Consider the following 15,682-nt stretch of genomic DNA (forward strand, 5'->3'; position numbering starts at 1 on the left):
GTGCCTAAAGTCGGAGGATATTAATAAATAATAACGATAAAAATGCATCCCTGAGGGAGGTGGAGCAAATGGGGTATCACTCTGAATTTGAAAGATCGATAAATGAACCCGAGGATTTCTGGCGCGAACAGGCCGCTCAGCTGGACTGGATCAAGCCGCCCTCTGTTATCTGGGAAGCCAAGAAAAACGGCCATGGGGAATGGTTCCCTGATGGCGTTCTGAACACCTCCGATGTTGCCCTCGATGCCAATCTCCGGGCTGGGCGGGGCGATCAGAAAGCTCTGATCTATGATTCCCCTGTCACCGGCCAAACCCGGTTCCTGACCTACAAAGAACTCACCCACCAGGTCGCTCTTTTCGCGGGTGCCCTGCAGAGCCGGGGCATCGAAAAAGGTGACCGGGTTGTCATTTATATGCCCATGGTTCCGGAAGCCGTTATCGCCATGCTCGGCTGCGCCAGGATTGGTGCGGTGCATTCAGTGGTATTTGGTGGGTTTGCCGCTCACGAACTGGCGGTGCGCGTTGACGACGCCAAGCCGAAAGCGATTGTTACGGCATCCTGCGGGATCGAGGTGAAAAAGGTCATTCCCTACAAACCATTGGTCGACAGGGCCCTGGAAGAAGCCGAGCACAAGCCTGAATGCTGCATTTTGCTGCAGCGGCCACAGGTGCAGGCCGAAATGACCCCCGGGCGAGATTTCGACTGGGAAGAATTGCTTGCCAGTGCCAGCCCTGCTGACCCGGTACCCCTTAAATCCACAGATCCGCTCTATATTCTTTACACCTCCGGCACCACCGGTAAACCAAAAGGTGTAGTCAGAGACAACGGTGGACATGCTGTTGCACTGAAATACAGCATGTCCCTCGTGTACGGCGCTGCCCCCGGTGATGTTTACTGGGCGGCGTCTGATGTGGGCTGGGTGGTTGGACACAGTTATATTGTCTATGCACCACTGTTTGCCGGTTGCACCAGCATTCTCTATGAGGGAAAACCGGTTAAAACTCCCGATGCCGGCGCTTTCTGGCGGGTTTGCCAGGACCACAAGGTTAACCTGTTGTTTACCGCACCCACCGCCTTTCGCGCCGTTCGCAAGGAAGACCCTGAAGCAGATCAGCTCAAACGCTACGATGTCAGCTCACTGCGCCGTATTTTTCTGGCCGGGGAACGGTTGGATCCGCCGACCTACGACTGGCTCCATGAGCACACTGGACTGCCGATCATGGATCACTGGTGGCAGACAGAGACCGGTTGGGCAATTTGCTGTAACCCGGTAGGGATCGAATCGCTGCCAGCCAAGCCCGGCTCAGCCACCATGCCCACACCGGGCTTCAATGTGAAAATCGTCAACCATCAGGGTCGCCCCGTTCCCACCGGGGACCAGGGCCAGGTCGTGGTCAAGCTACCGCTTCCCCCCGGATGCCTGACCACCGTCTGGGGTGACGATGCCCGGTTCTGCAAAACCTATCTGGAACCCATTCCCGGGTATTACAGTTCCGGTGATGGCGGTTATATTGACGAAGAAGGCTACGTCTTCATCATGGGTCGCACCGATGACGTCATCAACGTGGCCGGGCACCGACTCTCAACCGGTGAAATGGAAGAAGTTGTTGCGGCTCATCCGGCCGTGGCTGAATGCTGCGTGGTCGGGGCCCACGACGAGCTCAAGGGGCAGATTCCCATCGGGCTGGTACTGGTCAAGGATGGTGCGACCATATCCCAGGATGAACTCGAAGAAGAACTGGTAGAAATGGTACGAGATCGTATCGGGGCGGTGGCCTGCTTCCGCAGAGCGATAGTGGTAGAGCGACTACCCAAAACCCGCTCCGGAAAAATACTGAGGCGAGTTATCCGTCAGATTGCCGATGGCGAGGAATATTCCGTGCCTTCCACCATTGATGACCCCGCCATTCTGGAGGAGATCGATCAGCACTTGAAACGCTAACCGGACCGGGCTGCCGTGATATCCGGCAGCCCGTAATAATAAAAATCGTTTTAAACCATAAACCTACAGGCCAAAATAAACTTTGACGGGCTGGTGACACCGTCTATACTGAAATTGCTGTGAAAAGATAACGGTATTCAGTGAAAGTGTCACAACGTCCTGCTCTTGTGCTTTTCGTTGCCCCTTCCTTGGTACTCCTCTCGATTTCTCAGCAAGCGTTGCTTCGGTGTTGTTTGTCCAAAGCAATCGAAGGTCCCGTGAGGGCAAAAATTTCGGAACTACAGGAAAAATCAATGTCTGATACTAAAACCGGCCACGTCAAGTGGTTCAATGAGTCCAAGGGCTTTGGTTTCATCGCTCAGGACGGCGGCAGTGACGTTTTCGTTCACTACAGTGCAATCAACGCAAGCGGGTTCCGCACGCTGACAGAAGGTCAGCAAGTGCAGTTCACCGTTACCCAGGGCCCGAAAGGTCCCCAGGCGGAAAACGTAACCCCGGTCTGAGGTTATGAATTCCGGCCATTGCCCCTCACGGGCATTGGACAACAAAAAGCCAGCCAGCCACAAGGGCTGGCTTTTTGTATCGTTCTGTTTTATTTGATCGTCGCTTCATCTTCAACGGGCGCATGATCGTTACCGACCACTGTATCGCCCACCTTCTGGGCCACTGCCGACAGTAACGCCTGCAAGGTTCCCGATGTGGTGTCCTCAGCGAGAGCTGCCGCACTGCACACCTCCCCGTCGACCAGCAGACGGATACAGGCCAGCGCATTGGCATCGGTGCCCTCACCCAACGCAAACTCGTCGTAGGCCTCAACCGCAAGCTTGATAGAAAACCGCTTTTCCAATGCGGCAGCCAGAGCCTCTACGGCACCCAGCCCTCGGCCAGAAAGCGTCTGTTCCAGAGCACCAGTACCAAAGCTCACCCTGGCCTGGACGCCGTCAGTGTCCCGGTGCAAATCATAGGCATTAAGCTGCCAGGGCGCGTGAACCTTCAGGTAGCGGTCTTCAAACAGTCGGTGAATGGTCAGCGAATCGATTTCGCCACCTTCGGCTTCAGCTTCACGCTGGACCACCTTGCTGAATTCAATCTGCAGCCAGCGTGGCAGACTGATGTTGTAATCACGTTCCAGTACGTAAGCCACACCCCCTTTGCCAGACTGGCTATTGATCCTGACCACCTCTTCGTAACGCCGACCCAGATCTTTCGGGTCGATCGGCAAGTAAGCCACATGCCAGGGATCGGAATCCTCACGCAATGCGAGGCACTTGCGGATGGCATCCTGGTGGCTGCCGGAAAAGGCCGTAAAGACCAGTTCACCGGCATAGGGGTGGCGGGGATGGGTGGCAATTTCAGTGCAAGCCTCGACTACATCTGTAATCTCGGCCATGCCGGAAAGATCCAGCAGCGGATCAATACCCTGGGAATAAAGGTTCATCGCCATGGTGACCAGATCCATGTTGCCGGTGCGCTCACCATTCCCCATAAGAGTGCCTTCCACCCGATCAGCGCCCGCCATAACGGCCAGCTCAGCCGCTGCCACAGCACAGCCTCGATCGTTGTGGGTATGCACGCTGATGCTGATGTGTTGGCGATATTTCACGTGGTCGCAGATCCACTCGATCTGATCAGCAAACACGTTGGGTGTTGCCATCTCAACGGTCGCAGGAAGATTGATCACTACCGGCTGGCCCTGATCCGGACGCCATACATCATTGACCGCATCAATAACTTCTGCGGCAAAATCCAGTTCGGTTCCGGTAAAGCTCTCTGGCGAATACTGGAACGTCCACTCGGTTTCTGGCCGTTTTGCCGCATGTGCCTTAACAATCCGGGCACCATCCACTGCGATATCCCTGATGCCTGCACGGTCAAGATTGAATACCTGCTCCCGCTGCACGGTTGAAGTGGAATTGTAAACGTGAACAATGGCCCGCTTCGCGCCCTCCAATGCCAGGTAAGTACGCTCGATCAGTTCAGGCCGGGCCTGGGTGAGCACCTGGATGTGGACGTCGTCAGGAATACGGTTTTCTTCGATCAGCTTACGACAGAAGTCGAAATCGGGCTGGCTGGCAGCAGGGAAACCGATTTCGATTTCCTTGAATCCGAGTTTGACCAGCAGCTCGAACATGCGTTGCTTCTGGGCCACGCTCATGGGTTTGACCAGGGCCTGATTGCCATCCCTGAGATCTACCGCACACAACCGGGGCGCGCGCTCGATAACACGATCCGGCCAGCGGCGATCGGTTTTTGCAACAGGTGTGAACGGGACGTACTTACGATGATCAAACGCCATGGTTGCTATCCTTAACTGATTCATTGACTTGATACAGGTTACGCCACGCAGTCGAGATAATGATTGCTTTTTTAAGGGCTTTTTCTATATTTTTAGAATATTACACCATCTCCTAACCAGAATTGAGCATTAAATGGCTAAAAAACCGGATTCCCTGATCAAGCTGGATCGAATTGACCGAAATATTCTGGAATTACTGCAGCAGAATGCGGAACTCACGAACCAGGAAGTTGCCGATAAGGTCGGACTCTCCCCGTCGCCCTGCTTACGACGGGTCAGGGCCCTTGAGCAGGCGGGGATTATTGTCCGGCGAGTGACCATACTGGACCATAAGAAACTCGGGCTGGCACTGACCGCAATCCTGCTGATTGGTATGGATCGCCACACACCGGAGCGCTTTGCGGCCTTCGAATCACAGGTGTCGGAATTTCCTGAAGTGCAGGAGTGCTACATCATTACCGGCCAGGACGCCGATTACATGCTCAAGGTCGTGGTGCCTGACATGGACCATTACCATCACTTTTTACTCAACCGGATCACCCGTATTCAGGGCGTGAGCGGGGTGCATTCCAGCTTTGTACTCCGACGGGTTATCGACAGTACGGCATTGCCGCTCAACTATCTAACGTGAACCCGCTGTCCTGGTACCCGGCTCAGGCTTTCGGCCGTCCCGGCAAGGCGTAGCTTCCGGTCACATGGGCGACAAGTAACTCCTCCCCCGGCTCGCCAGAGAGCAGTCGAACTTCGCAGAAGGCCAGCCGGCGACCCATTTTCAGCACCGTGGCTTCGGCAACGAGATCCATGGGTTCGGGTTTTTGCAGAAAATTGATGGACAGGTTGCTGGTCACCGCCATCTCCACTTTTCCCAGCGTCGCCAGTATGGCCGCATACATCGCGGCGTCGGCCAGTGCCATCTGGGTTGGGCCGGAAAGGGTGCCGCCCGGACGCACCATCCGTTGGTTAAAAGGAACTTTGGCCCGCGCGTAACCCGAACCTGCCGCCTGAATTGTAAAACCGATGTCTTTGGCCATCGGCACGCCAGCGCAGATCAGGGTCTGAATCTCTTCAGCAGTCAAACTCACAGGGGCCGCTCCATCGATCTGTACCTTGTGTGGCAGGCTCCGTACAATAACTGCCAGACTCTGACAAATAAACCCTGAATCACTTTTCACGGAAAACACCATGCGAGCAAGCCGTTACTTGATTGCCACCCAAAAAGAAACGCCCGCCGACGCCGAGATTATCAGCCATCAGTTAATGCTGAGAGCCGGTATGATTCGCAAACTTGCGTCGGGTCTCTACACATGGCTGCCGCTGGGCCTGCGAGTGTTGCGCAAGGTTGAACGCATAGTCCGCGAAGAAATGGACCGCAGCGGCGCCCAGGAAGTGCTGATGCCGGCTGTCCAGCCTGCGGAGTTGTGGCAGGAATCCGGGCGTTGGGAACAGTATGGTGGCGAGCTTTTGCGGATGCAGGACCGTCACGGACGTGACTTCTGCTTCGGCCCCACACATGAGGAAGTCATCACCGACATGGTGCGTAATGAGCTGAAAAGCTATAAAGAGCTGCCTGCAAACTTCTACCAGATCCAGACCAAATTCCGGGACGAGCGCAGGCCACGCTTTGGCATAATGCGCGCCCGGGAATTTCTGATGAAAGATGCCTACTCCTTTCACCTGAGTGCAGCATCTCTTGATGAAACCTATCAGGTCATGCACCGGACCTATTGTGCTATTTTTGATCGCCTCGGGCTCGATTACCGACCGGTGCAGGCAGATTCCGGTGCTATAGGTGGCAATGCCTCCCATGAATTTCACGTGCTGGCGTCCTCCGGCGAAGACGCCATTGTGTTCAGTACCGACAGCGAATACGCCGCAAATATCGAGAAAGCGGAGGCCGTAGTACCCGCAGGTGATCGCCCTGCCCCCGCCCAGGTCATGACCGAGGTTTCGACACCCGGACAGCGGACCATTGAGGCAGTGTCCCGGTTCCTGAATATGCCTGAGAACCAGAGTGTGAAAACACTGCTGGTGCACGGCGAGGCCGCCGAAGATGGTAGCCAGGGTCTGGTGGCATTGATTCTGCGAGGCGACCATAACCTCAATGAGATCAAGGCTGAGAATCTGGCCGGGGTCGCCGAACCCCTGACCATGGCAACGGATGAAGAAATAAAGTTGGCCACGGGATGCTCTCCCGGATCAATCGGCCCGGTTAACCTGCCGGTGCCCGTGATCGTCGATCGCAGTGCTGCCCACCTTGCTGACTTCGTTTGTGGCGCCAACAAGGATGACGTCCACCTCACCGGTGTGAACTGGCAGCGAGATGTTGTGTTGGACCGCATTGAGGACCTGAGAAACGTAGTGGAAGGTGACCCCAGCCCCGATGGCAACGGCACTCTGGAGATTCGCCGCGGCATCGAAGTTGGTCATATCTTCAAACTGGGGAACAAATACAGCAAGGCGATGAATGCAACGGTGCTCGATGAGAATGGCAAAACCGCCATTGTGGAAATGGGTTGCTACGGTATCGGTGTGTCCCGCATTGTAGCGGCCGCTATCGAACAGAATTTCGACGATCGTGGCATTCTCTGGCCCGATGCAATTGCACCCTTCGATGTGGTGGTGGTCACCCTGAATGCCCACAAATCTCCGGATGTCATGGCAGCCGGGGAGAAACTTTACGCCGAACTCACCCAGGCCGGCTTCGATGTGTTGCTGGATGATCGTAACGAAAGGCCGGGCGTAAAGTTTGCGGATATGGAGCTGGTGGGCATTCCCCACCGGGTCGTGGTATCCGACCGGGGCGTTGCGGCCGGCACCCTGGAATACAAGGGCCGCAAGGATGCCGACAAGCAGGATTTGCCTCTGGCGGAGGTTGTTCCCTTTCTTGTTAATGCCTCTCCCCGGCGCGATCACTAAACCTGCCAACGGACCCGGCCTGAGGCTGGAGGTAGTCTGAGAAACGCATTTCAGATGCCTCCGGGCCTTTATTAACCCATTGGCGGACTAACCGGAAACAATACGAGGCTCGATCTCGAGCTCAACACCGTAAACGTCGGCAACGTCAGCCCTGATACGTTCTGCCAACGCCAGAATTTCCTTGCCCGTGCCGTTGGAGTGGTTAATCAACACCAGCGCTTGATGGTTATGCACACCGACTTTATCGTTGCGATAGCCCTTCCAGCCGCATTGATCGATTAACCAGCCTGCCGCCAGCTTGACGCCAGTGTCACCGGGGTAGGAAGCAATATCGGGAAACGTTGACTTCAATTGCTCCCACGTAGCCTGGGAAACCACGGGATTCTTGAAGAAACTGCCTGCGTTGGGAATCTGCTCCGGGTCCGGCAGTTTTCTCCGGCGCACCGCCATTATACCTTCCGCCACATCCAGCGGCGTCAAAGCAGCCTTGTCGGGGACATTGGAAAAATAATGCACCACATCGCCGTAGCCCAGGGACAGCGGCCGGGTGCGGGACAGGCGTAACTTTACCTGTACGATGAGATAGCGGCCGGGCTCGCGCTTGAACACACTGTCCCGGTAGGCGAATTGGCACGCCTCGCTCTCGAGTGTGACCATTTGTCGCCCCTCGCAATCCCAGGCGTTGACACTCACCAGGGTATCTTTGAGCTCCACCCCGTAAGCGCCTATATTCTGCACTGGTGCTGCACCACAGGTTCCCGGTATCAAGGCCAGGTTTTCAATACCCCGATAGCCGGAACCGGCGGCATAAAGCACCACCTCATGCCAGTTTTCCCCAGCCCCCAGAACCAGCGTTGCGCCCTCTTCGGAAACGTCTTCCCACTGGCGCCCCGGGATTGCCAGCCGTATCACCAGACCGTCAACATCGCCCGCCAGCACAAGATTACTCCCGCCGCCAAGAATCAGAGTACCCAGACCTTGCTCAGCAGCCCAGTCCAATGCCCTGACCAAGTCCTGCTCTTGCGTCACGTCGACAAAAAACCGGGCCGTCGCCGGACACCGCAGAGTGGTCATTGACGTCAGCGCGATCTTTGCCCTGAGATTGGTCGGCGGATCAATCAAAATGCTTGCTCCGGATCACGATCAAAATCCCATGTGTGCAATTAGACGGACAAGATCAGCTTCGGTATCCACGCCCGCTGGCGGATTCTCACAAGCAACGTCCACATGAATCCTGGCACCGTTATACAGGGCCCTTAACTGTTCCAGAGACTCAACCTGCTCTGTCGGCGCCGGTGGCCAGGTCACGAAATCCTGCAACAGACCCACCCGGTATCCATAAATCCCGATATGCCGGAAATACTCGGCCCCTGCGGGCAGTTCTTCCGGAACCGCTCCTCCGGCCCAGGCATCGCGGGCCCAGGGAATCGGCGCCCGGCTGAAGTAATGGGCCATACCACGGTAATCGAATACCACCTTGACGACATTGGGGTTCAGCACAGAGTCAATATCAAAGATCTGTTCACACAGGGTCGCGATAGCAGCATCAGGATAGCGCTCCAGGTTGTCAGCTACCTGGTTGATCAGGGCGGCCGGTATCAACGGCTCGTCGCCTTGCACGTTAATGATTCTCGCGTCCGCCTCAAAACCCAGCTTTCGGGCCACTTCCTCAAGCCGATCCGTACCGCTGGCGTGAGAGGCCGAAGTCATCACCACTTCTGCGCCGAATGCTTCGCAGGCTGAACGAATGCGATCGTCGTCGGTCGCGACGACCACCCGCTCTGCCCGGCTTTCTGCCGCCCGTTCGCAGACATGCTGAATCATGGGCTTGCCACCGATGTCCGCCAGCGGCTTGCCTGGCAATCGGGTTGAGGCATAGCGGGCGGGGATTACCACCGTGAAAGACATGAAAGATTCCTGCTGTGCTATCTGGAAACAAAACTCAGCGCGGGCCAAGTCGCTCATCGGTAGTCAGGGTGCGGGCTTCCACAGCCAGCATCACTGGAATGCCCTCTTTGATCGGGAACGCCATGGCATCGCCATAGCAGATAAGTTCCTGTCTTTCTCGGTCCAGCTTGAGCTCACCCTTGCAAACAGGGCATGCCAGCATGGCTACCAGTTTTTTATCCATGGTCCGGTCTCGCTGTATTTAATCCATGATACCTGCATGTCCCCATGCAACGTTGTCTCAGTTTATGCTTTTCACGGCGAGGAGCAATGCTTCACGGAATGACTGCGGCAGGGTTGCTGCTACCTCCAGTACCCAGCACCGATCATGAGCGAAGGCCTGGCATTTCACCGCATCTTTTGCCGTCATGACCAGGAGCTGACCCTCCTCTACCTGGAGGTCATCCCGCCTGAACTGATAGTGGTCCGGAAAAGAATTGCCCTGAACTATCGCACCCAATTCATTCAATGTATTGAAAAAACGTGATGGGTTGCCAATGCCAGCAACCGCTTTGACCTGCTTGCCTGAAAGCCAGCTGAGCTCCCGGATTTCACCGGAACCCAAATGTCGTAACGCCCGAGGCTGCAGGTTCATGACATAGAGATTCGGATGAGTAATGGCCAGCGGAGTTTTGGGTTCGCCGTTGAATACCACAAAGTCTACTGTCGCCAGCCGGGAAACCGGCTCCCTCATCGGGCCCACCGGAATCGGTGCGCCGTTGCCGACGCCGCGTTCGCCATCAAACACCGCAATTTCGAGCTGGCGTGGCAACTGATAATGCTGCAGGCCATCATCACACACCAGGATGTCACCGAGTTGCTGTTCGATGGCCCACGCCGCTCCCCGGACCCGCTTCGGGTCAACCACTACCGGGCAACCGGTCATTGAGGCAAGCATGACAGGCTCGTCCCCGGCGACATTCGCCGACATGCCATTGATAACCTCTACCGGGTAGTGTTCCGCCCGGCCACCGTAGCCACGGGTCAGGATCACCGGGCGCCAGCCTTCATTCCGGAGGGTTTCTACCAGCCAGGCTGTCAGGGGTGATTTGCCGGTACCACCGGCGGTGATGTTGCCGACAACGATAACCGGTGCCGCAAACGCTGCGCCGGTGGCCCGAGTCGCAAGCGCCTTGTGTTTGCGACGCTCCGCTACATAACGATACAGCCACGCCAGGGGCCAGAGTATCCAGAGCGGCCGACTTGCGCCGTACCACCATCGGTCAACACGGCGGTTCATCCGGTCTCGCTGAATTGCATCTGATGGAGCTGCGCATAGACGCCGCCTTCAGCCAACAGCTCGGCGTGGCGACCGGACTCTATAATCCGGCCCGCATCCATCACCAGAATGCGATCGGCCTTTTCGATGGTGGAAAGCCGGTGGGCGATCACCAGTGTGGTCCTGCCTTCCATGACCGCATCCAGAGCCGCCTGGATATGGCGTTCGGATTCGGTATCGAGGGCCGAGGTGGCTTCGTCGAGGATCAGTATGGGTGCGTCTTTCAACAGGGCCCGCGCTATGGCCAGCCGTTGCCGCTGACCACCGGAGAGCATCACGCCATTATCACCGATCATGGTATCCAGCCCGTCCGGCATGCGGTCAATAAATTCCAGCGCATGGGCTTTGGCTGCGGCTGCGCGGATATCGTCACGGCTGCTATCGCGCAGCGAGCCATAACCTATGTTAGCGGCAATGGTGTCATTGAACAGCACAACGTTCTGAGTAACCAGAGCTATCTGGGCACGCAGGGCAGTCAATCGGAAATCCTTGAGCTCGTGGCCGTCGATCAGGATTTCGCCCCCGGAGTAATCATAGAAACGCGGCAGCAGGCTGACCATGGTAGATTTTCCGCTACCGGAGCGCCCAACCAGCGCCACACTCTGTCCCGAGGGAATCTGGACATTAATGTCTTCGAGCACATTGTCCAGTTCATCCCGATAGCGGAATGAAACCTTTCTGAGCTCGATATCCCCGTTAACTCGCTCGGGCGCGTACTGGCCGTCGTCCTGCTCGGGTGCCTCGTCCATGGTGCCAAACACATCGTGCGCCGCGGCGACGCCTTTCTGAATTTTTGCATGGACCGAGGTGACCTGGCGAATCGGTTTTGCCATGGTGGTCGCAGCGGTTATAAAGGCAACCAGTTCGCCGGTGCTCATGTTGCCCCGGATTTCCGGCGCCAGCATGGTCCAGACCAGCGCCGCGATGGCGATGGCGACAAGCACCTGGATAATGGGAATACTGATGGCCTGGGTGGAAGCGAGCTTGAGACTTTGGGTCAGATTACGCTGACTGACGTCTCCGAATCGCTGGCGCTCATAGTCTTCGCCACCGAAAGTCCGCACCACCCGGTAACCGTTGATCGACTCGGAGGCCACGTGAGTGATATCCCCCATCGAACCCTGAATACGCTTGCTGAGTTTACGGAAACGTTTACTGGCATAGCTCACCACCAGGGCTATCAGCGGGCCCACCGCTAGAAACACCAGCGTGAGCTTCCAGTTGGTATAGAGCATGAAGCCCATCAGCCCGATAATCGTGAGGCCTTCCCGGAGCGTGATCGTAATCGCATTGGTGGTGGCTTCGGCAACCTGCTCGACGTTGTAGGTCAGTTTTGACACCAGACGGCCAGCAGCATTCTCGTCGAAATAGCGGGAGGGCAACGCCAGCATGCGATCGAACACCTGGGTGCGCAACGCGTTTATGACCTGCCGGCCGACATAACTGATGTAGTACTGACTGAGGAAGGTACCCAGACCGCGAAAGGCAAACACCCCGACAATCAATAGCGTCAGCTGGATGCGATTTTCATCCGTCGGGTTTTCCAGGGCGGTTATAACGTATTCCATCGCCGCCGCCATACCAGTGGACGCGGCGGCGTAGATGATATTCCCCAATACCGCCAGAGAGAATGCAAACCAGAACGGTTTTACATAGGCTACAAGCCGCTTGTAGGTCTGCCAGTTGGATGGTTCTTCAACAACAGGCGACCCGGACTTCTCACTTTCAACGCTCATCGCCGATCCGTTCAGTGGTGATGCTGAGCCTCGCGAACCCGAGCTTGCCGGCAATATCCATCGCCCGGACAACATATTCGTGGGGCGTTCGGGCATCAGCCGTGATAATGAAAGGCAGACTGGTATCACCGGCCGCAAGTTCTTCGATCGCACGCTGTAAGGTGGCACGTTGGTTGTTGATCAGTGTCCTGTCATTGACCACATACTGTCCTTCGGCGTTGATCACCACATCTAACTGTTTGACCTCAGTTTTCGCTGCTTCACCGTTCGCTTCCGGAAGATCGACCTTGAGGTGACTCTCACGGGTGAACGTCGTTGACACCATGAAGAAGATAAGCAGCAGGAACACAACATCGATCAGTGGCGTGAGATCGACCCCGACTTCCTGACTTCGCTGGCGCTTGAACTTCACGACACTCAGGCTCCTTCCACGTCGATTTCGCGGTCGCCGTGAACCACTTCAACCAGCTTGATGGCTTCCTGCTCCATATTCACCACCAGTTCGTCCACATGGCGGAGGAAATAGCGGTGACAGATCAGCGCCGGAATTGCCACACTCAGGCCGGCAGCCGTCGTCATCAGTGCTTCGGATATACCACCGGCCAGGTTGCCGGCATCACCAACGCCGGCCAACTGGATTTCAGCAAACACCTTGATCATACCAATGACCGTGCCCAGCAGACCCAGCAGCGGAGTGATTGTGGCAACCGTACCCAGCGGATTCAGGAAACGCTCCAGTTCGTGGATGACCTGGCTGGCTTCGTGCTCAATGCTTTCTTTCATGATCTCCCGACCATGCTTGGCATTCATAAGCCCGCTGGCCAGTATCCGGCCCATGGGCGATGAACCCTGCAAAGCCTTGAGCTTGCGCCCGTTGAGCTCTTTCTTTTTAATCCAGCGCCAGAGCTCGTTGATGGAGGTCTGAGGTGCAACCCTGGACTCTCTGAGAGACCAGAACCGCTCCAGGATGATGGCAAGGGCAAGAATGGAACAGGCTACAATCGGCACCATAATGATGCCACCCGCTTTCAAAAGCTCGAACACGCTTGGTCTCCCTGATTAGTTACAAGCCGCGCTACTTTAGCATAGCCGCTGGCGTTGGCCACCCTCAGGGTGCAATCCAGTGATCTTCCTCACGTCGAATCCAGAACGGCGTCTTTGACCGCCACTCCTCGACCGAAACTTCCGCCCCCTCCAGCCTGAAAACCAGGGCGCCCGAATAAGCCGTATTGAGCTGCCGCGTCCCGGCGGCCCTGAAGCGAGCGATGACATTCTCGTGGGGATGCCCATACCGGTGTCGGTAGCCTGCGCTATAAACCACGTCATCAGCAGCCAAGGCCTCAATCCAGGCCTGCCCGGACGATGTATTACTGCCATGATGGGAGGCGACCAGGATTCGATATTCAGCATCGTATCGTCCGACCTGCCGGATATAGCGTTGTTCAACATTCCGGGAAATATCGCCTGGCAAGAGGATCTCCGTTGCACCATAGCGGATAGCCACCACACAGGACGCATCGTTACTGTCAGCAGCGGCGATTGCAGACGACGCTTGCCATAAGTGAACTTTCGCTTCGCCCACCAGGAGCGATTTTCCGGACTCGCAGGGGGTGATGTCGGGAAGCACCGCACCCGGTTGGTCTGTCAGCAACCGCTCAGGCTGCCCGGACAGAATTCGGGTCACGGTGATATTCTCAAACAGCTCCTCAAGGCCACCGGCATGGTCCGTATCGCCATGACTTATCACCAGCGTGTCGATTTTGCGCACCCCGAGGTAAGCAAGGTTTGGCAACACCACGCTGTTAACTGCGGAAAAGCCGGAGGGAGTTTCCGGTCCGGTATCGTAAAGCAGCACCTGATCCTGATGACGAAACAGCGCCGACAGCCCCTGCCCGACATCCCAAACCCAGAGTTCAGGGTTCTCGACCCAGGGGTTTGTGACCTCGACATGGTCAAGATCGCTACTTTCAGGATCGTTACTGCCGAGATTGATACTACCAGGATTGATACTACCAAGATTGAGAGAAGTGCCAAGCCAACCCGCCAATAATGCCACGGCCAGCAGGCGCAACCGCGGTATCGGAAACAATAATGACACCAGCACCAGTGCCGCAGCGGCCAACGCTAGACCGAACGAGGCTGCCAGAGTCGGCGCAGGCAAGCTGCCAATCAGTTCAAGAAACCACCAGAGAATACCGAGCACCCCGTCAAAAACCTGGCCGACGAAGGATGATGTCTCCGGCAGCAGTGCGATCAGAAAGGCACCGATCATCAACACCGGCATGACTACCAGAGAAACCCAGGGAATGGCTATCAGATTGGCAAGCCAACCCACCGCTGCTGGCGACTGGCCCATTATCGCCAGTATCGGCCACAGCCCCGCAAACACCCCACACTGGGCCAGCACTAACGCAATGACCGGAGAGGGTGGCGAAACCCGACCGGAGAACACCAGAATCAGTATTGCCACTGCGCCGAATGACAACCAGAAACCCCGGTCAAGGGGCGCAAACGGGTCGAGTAACAGAACAGCAAAGGCGGCTAACAGCCAGGCTGCCCACGGTCCCGTTCGCCCGGCCCGGAAAACCAGCCAGCCTGCTATGACAACCATCATCAGGGCACGCCGGGTAGGAACGGTGAAGCCCGCTGCAAGGGCATAAGCGGAACTCCCGGCGATGACCAGGCCGAAGGCGATGGCTCTGCTGCGGGACGGTGTCAACCAATGCTGAGGCAAACGCACCAGTACCTGGCTCGCCAGCATACCAAGCCCCACCGCAATCAAACCGATATGTAAGCCGGAGATCGCCACCAGATGAATCGTGCCGGTATCCTGGAGTACCTGCCAGTGGGCGGGGGTCATCTGGCCGCGCTGACCGATGAGTAACGCTTCGGCAAGCGGATAATAGGTTATATGGCCGAGTCTTGACTCCAACCCCGCTGCCATGGCGTTTCGCCATTGATGATACTGGCAGACGAGATAGCAGGGCTCTCGTTTCAGGGGTAACGCTTCGCGCAAGGTTCCGGTTGCCCGGAAACCGTGTCGATAGAGCCAGGTTTCGTAGCGAAAACCAGCCGGATTGACTGAGCCGTTGGCACGCTTGAGCCGAACCGTCAGGCGCAGATTAGGGGCCAACTCACGGGTAGCCTCCTGGCCATACCACGCCAGCCTCAGCTTATCCGGCAAGGTATTTGCGTCAGACACCGAGGAGACCCAGCGACTGACACAAAAGCTGAAGCGAACGCTGTTGAATATACCCGGGGAGGGAATGTCACAGAGAAAACCTTCCACCACCAGATCCGAGCCTTCGGCACTGGCGGGAAGCGCCGACAGCATGCGATTGCTTGCGTGCCAGTTGGCCCAGGCTAAACCGAGACCAACACACAACAGGATGACAGCGGGCGTCAAACCGGACTGTCGGGTGATTAGCAAAGCGGACATTATCAGCACCACAAAGCCGAAAATCAATTCCGGCCAAGGTAGCAGAATCCCGCTGCTATACAGTAAGATGACGCCGCAAGAAAAGGCAGCAATCCCTGCTCGCACAATTAACTCCCGGGGCAATCC

At 56.6% G+C, this 15,682-nt stretch carries 14 protein-coding genes; 4 read left to right on the forward strand and 10 right to left on the reverse strand.

Going from position 1 to position 15,682, the window contains the following annotated elements; translation table 11 throughout:
* Positions 1-50: 50 nt before the first annotated feature.
* Together F6Y09_RS10345 and F6Y09_RS10350 are read left to right on the forward strand one after the other, a co-directional pair.
* The gene (locus F6Y09_RS10345) at positions 51-1,943 is read left to right on the forward strand and encodes a propionyl-CoA synthetase (RefSeq protein WP_281347961.1); all 1,893 of its coding nucleotides are present in this window, start codon (positions 51-53) and stop codon (positions 1,941-1,943) included.
* Positions 1,944-2,236: 293 nt separating this feature from the next.
* Positions 2,237-2,446 carry a cold-shock protein gene (locus F6Y09_RS10350; protein WP_008169155.1) on the forward strand — a complete coding sequence of 70 codons (210 nt, stop codon included), beginning with the start codon at positions 2,237-2,239 and terminating at the stop codon, positions 2,444-2,446.
* An 89-nt stretch (positions 2,447-2,535) separates the two neighbouring features.
* Here F6Y09_RS10350 and leuA read toward each other — a convergent pair whose 3' ends face one another.
* Positions 2,536-4,239, reverse strand: coding sequence for a 2-isopropylmalate synthase (gene leuA / locus F6Y09_RS10355; RefSeq protein ID WP_152206846.1), 1,704 nt, complete (start codon positions 4,237-4,239; stop codon positions 2,536-2,538).
* Positions 4,240-4,372: 133 nt separating this feature from the next.
* Here leuA and F6Y09_RS10360 point away from each other — a divergent pair, with 133 nt between their 5' ends.
* Positions 4,373-4,870 carry an Lrp/AsnC family transcriptional regulator gene (locus F6Y09_RS10360; protein ID WP_152206847.1) on the forward strand — a complete coding sequence of 166 codons (498 nt, stop codon included), beginning with the start codon at positions 4,373-4,375 and terminating at the stop codon, positions 4,868-4,870.
* A gap of 22 nt (positions 4,871-4,892) precedes the next feature.
* Here F6Y09_RS10360 and F6Y09_RS10365 read toward each other — a convergent pair whose 3' ends face one another.
* Positions 4,893-5,315, reverse strand: a complete 423-nt coding sequence (locus tag F6Y09_RS10365; protein ID WP_246180487.1) for a PaaI family thioesterase — start codon at positions 5,313-5,315, stop codon at positions 4,893-4,895.
* 106 nt (positions 5,316-5,421) lie between these two features.
* Here F6Y09_RS10365 and F6Y09_RS10370 point away from each other — a divergent pair, with 106 nt between their 5' ends.
* Positions 5,422-7,155: a proline--tRNA ligase gene (locus F6Y09_RS10370; RefSeq protein WP_152206849.1), complete on the forward strand. Its 1,734-nt coding sequence runs from the start codon at positions 5,422-5,424 to the stop codon at positions 7,153-7,155.
* Positions 7,156-7,242: 87 nt separating this feature from the next.
* On the opposite strand, the gene murB is transcribed toward F6Y09_RS10370, so the two are convergent.
* The 8 genes from murB to F6Y09_RS10410 all read right to left on the reverse strand — a co-directional run bounded on the left by murB (position 7,243) and on the right by F6Y09_RS10410 (position 15,661).
* On the reverse strand, positions 7,243-8,274 hold the full coding sequence (gene murB, locus F6Y09_RS10375; RefSeq protein WP_152207015.1) for a UDP-N-acetylmuramate dehydrogenase: 1,032 nt from the start codon (positions 8,272-8,274) through the stop codon (positions 7,243-7,245).
* Positions 8,275-8,298: 24 nt separating this feature from the next.
* Entirely contained in the window at positions 8,299-9,063 is a 765-nt protein-coding gene (gene kdsB / locus F6Y09_RS10380) for a 3-deoxy-manno-octulosonate cytidylyltransferase (RefSeq protein WP_152206850.1), read from the reverse strand.
* Positions 9,064-9,097: 34 nt separating this feature from the next.
* Entirely contained in the window at positions 9,098-9,286 is a 189-nt protein-coding gene (locus F6Y09_RS10385) for a Trm112 family protein (protein WP_152206851.1), read from the reverse strand.
* Between the two features lie 57 nt (positions 9,287-9,343).
* The gene (lpxK, locus tag F6Y09_RS10390) at positions 9,344-10,342 is read right to left on the reverse strand and encodes a tetraacyldisaccharide 4'-kinase (RefSeq protein WP_152206852.1); all 999 of its coding nucleotides are present in this window, start codon (positions 10,340-10,342) and stop codon (positions 9,344-9,346) included.
* A complete protein-coding gene (msbA, locus tag F6Y09_RS10395; protein ID WP_152206853.1) occupies positions 10,339-12,117 on the reverse strand; it encodes a lipid A export permease/ATP-binding protein MsbA in 1,779 nt (592 codons plus the stop codon). The genes lpxK and msbA overlap by 4 nt, the downstream gene beginning before the upstream one ends.
* Entirely contained in the window at positions 12,107-12,529 is a 423-nt protein-coding gene (locus F6Y09_RS10400) for an ExbD/TolR family protein (protein WP_152206854.1), read from the reverse strand. The genes msbA and F6Y09_RS10400 overlap by 11 nt, the downstream gene beginning before the upstream one ends.
* 5 nt (positions 12,530-12,534) lie before the next feature.
* Positions 12,535-13,161 carry a MotA/TolQ/ExbB proton channel family protein gene (locus tag F6Y09_RS10405; RefSeq protein ID WP_152206855.1) on the reverse strand — a complete coding sequence of 209 codons (627 nt, stop codon included), beginning with the start codon at positions 13,159-13,161 and terminating at the stop codon, positions 12,535-12,537.
* Between the two features lie 64 nt (positions 13,162-13,225).
* Complete coding sequence (locus tag F6Y09_RS10410; protein WP_179959400.1) at positions 13,226-15,661, reverse strand: ComEC/Rec2 family competence protein; 2,436 nt, start codon at positions 15,659-15,661, stop codon at positions 13,226-13,228.
* Positions 15,662-15,682 lie beyond the last annotated feature (21 nt).

Origin of the sequence: Marinobacter changyiensis (assembly GCF_009193265.1) — a bacterium.
GTDB lineage: Bacteria > Pseudomonadota > Gammaproteobacteria > Pseudomonadales > Oleiphilaceae > Marinobacter > Marinobacter changyiensis.

Bases quoted from the DNA above. Each gene is read 5' to 3' on its own strand.
- F6Y09_RS10350 (WP_008169155.1), top strand. From the start codon at position 2,237: ATGTCTGATACTAAAACCGGCCACGTCAAGTGGTTCAATGAGTCCAAG.
- leuA (WP_152206846.1), bottom strand. From the start codon at position 4,239: ATGGCGTTTGATCATCGTAAGTACGTCCCGTTCACACCTGTTGCAAAA.
- F6Y09_RS10360 (WP_152206847.1), top strand. From the start codon at position 4,373: ATGGCTAAAAAACCGGATTCCCTGATCAAGCTGGATCGAATTGACCGA.
- F6Y09_RS10370 (WP_152206849.1), top strand. From the start codon at position 5,422: ATGCGAGCAAGCCGTTACTTGATTGCCACCCAAAAAGAAACGCCCGCC.
- kdsB (WP_152206850.1), bottom strand. From the start codon at position 9,063: ATGTCTTTCACGGTGGTAATCCCCGCCCGCTATGCCTCAACCCGATTG.
- F6Y09_RS10385 (WP_152206851.1), bottom strand. From the start codon at position 9,286: ATGGATAAAAAACTGGTAGCCATGCTGGCATGCCCTGTTTGCAAGGGT.
- lpxK (WP_152206852.1), bottom strand. From the start codon at position 10,342: ATGAACCGCCGTGTTGACCGATGGTGGTACGGCGCAAGTCGGCCGCTC.
- msbA (WP_152206853.1), bottom strand. From the start codon at position 12,117: ATGAGCGTTGAAAGTGAGAAGTCCGGGTCGCCTGTTGTTGAAGAACCA.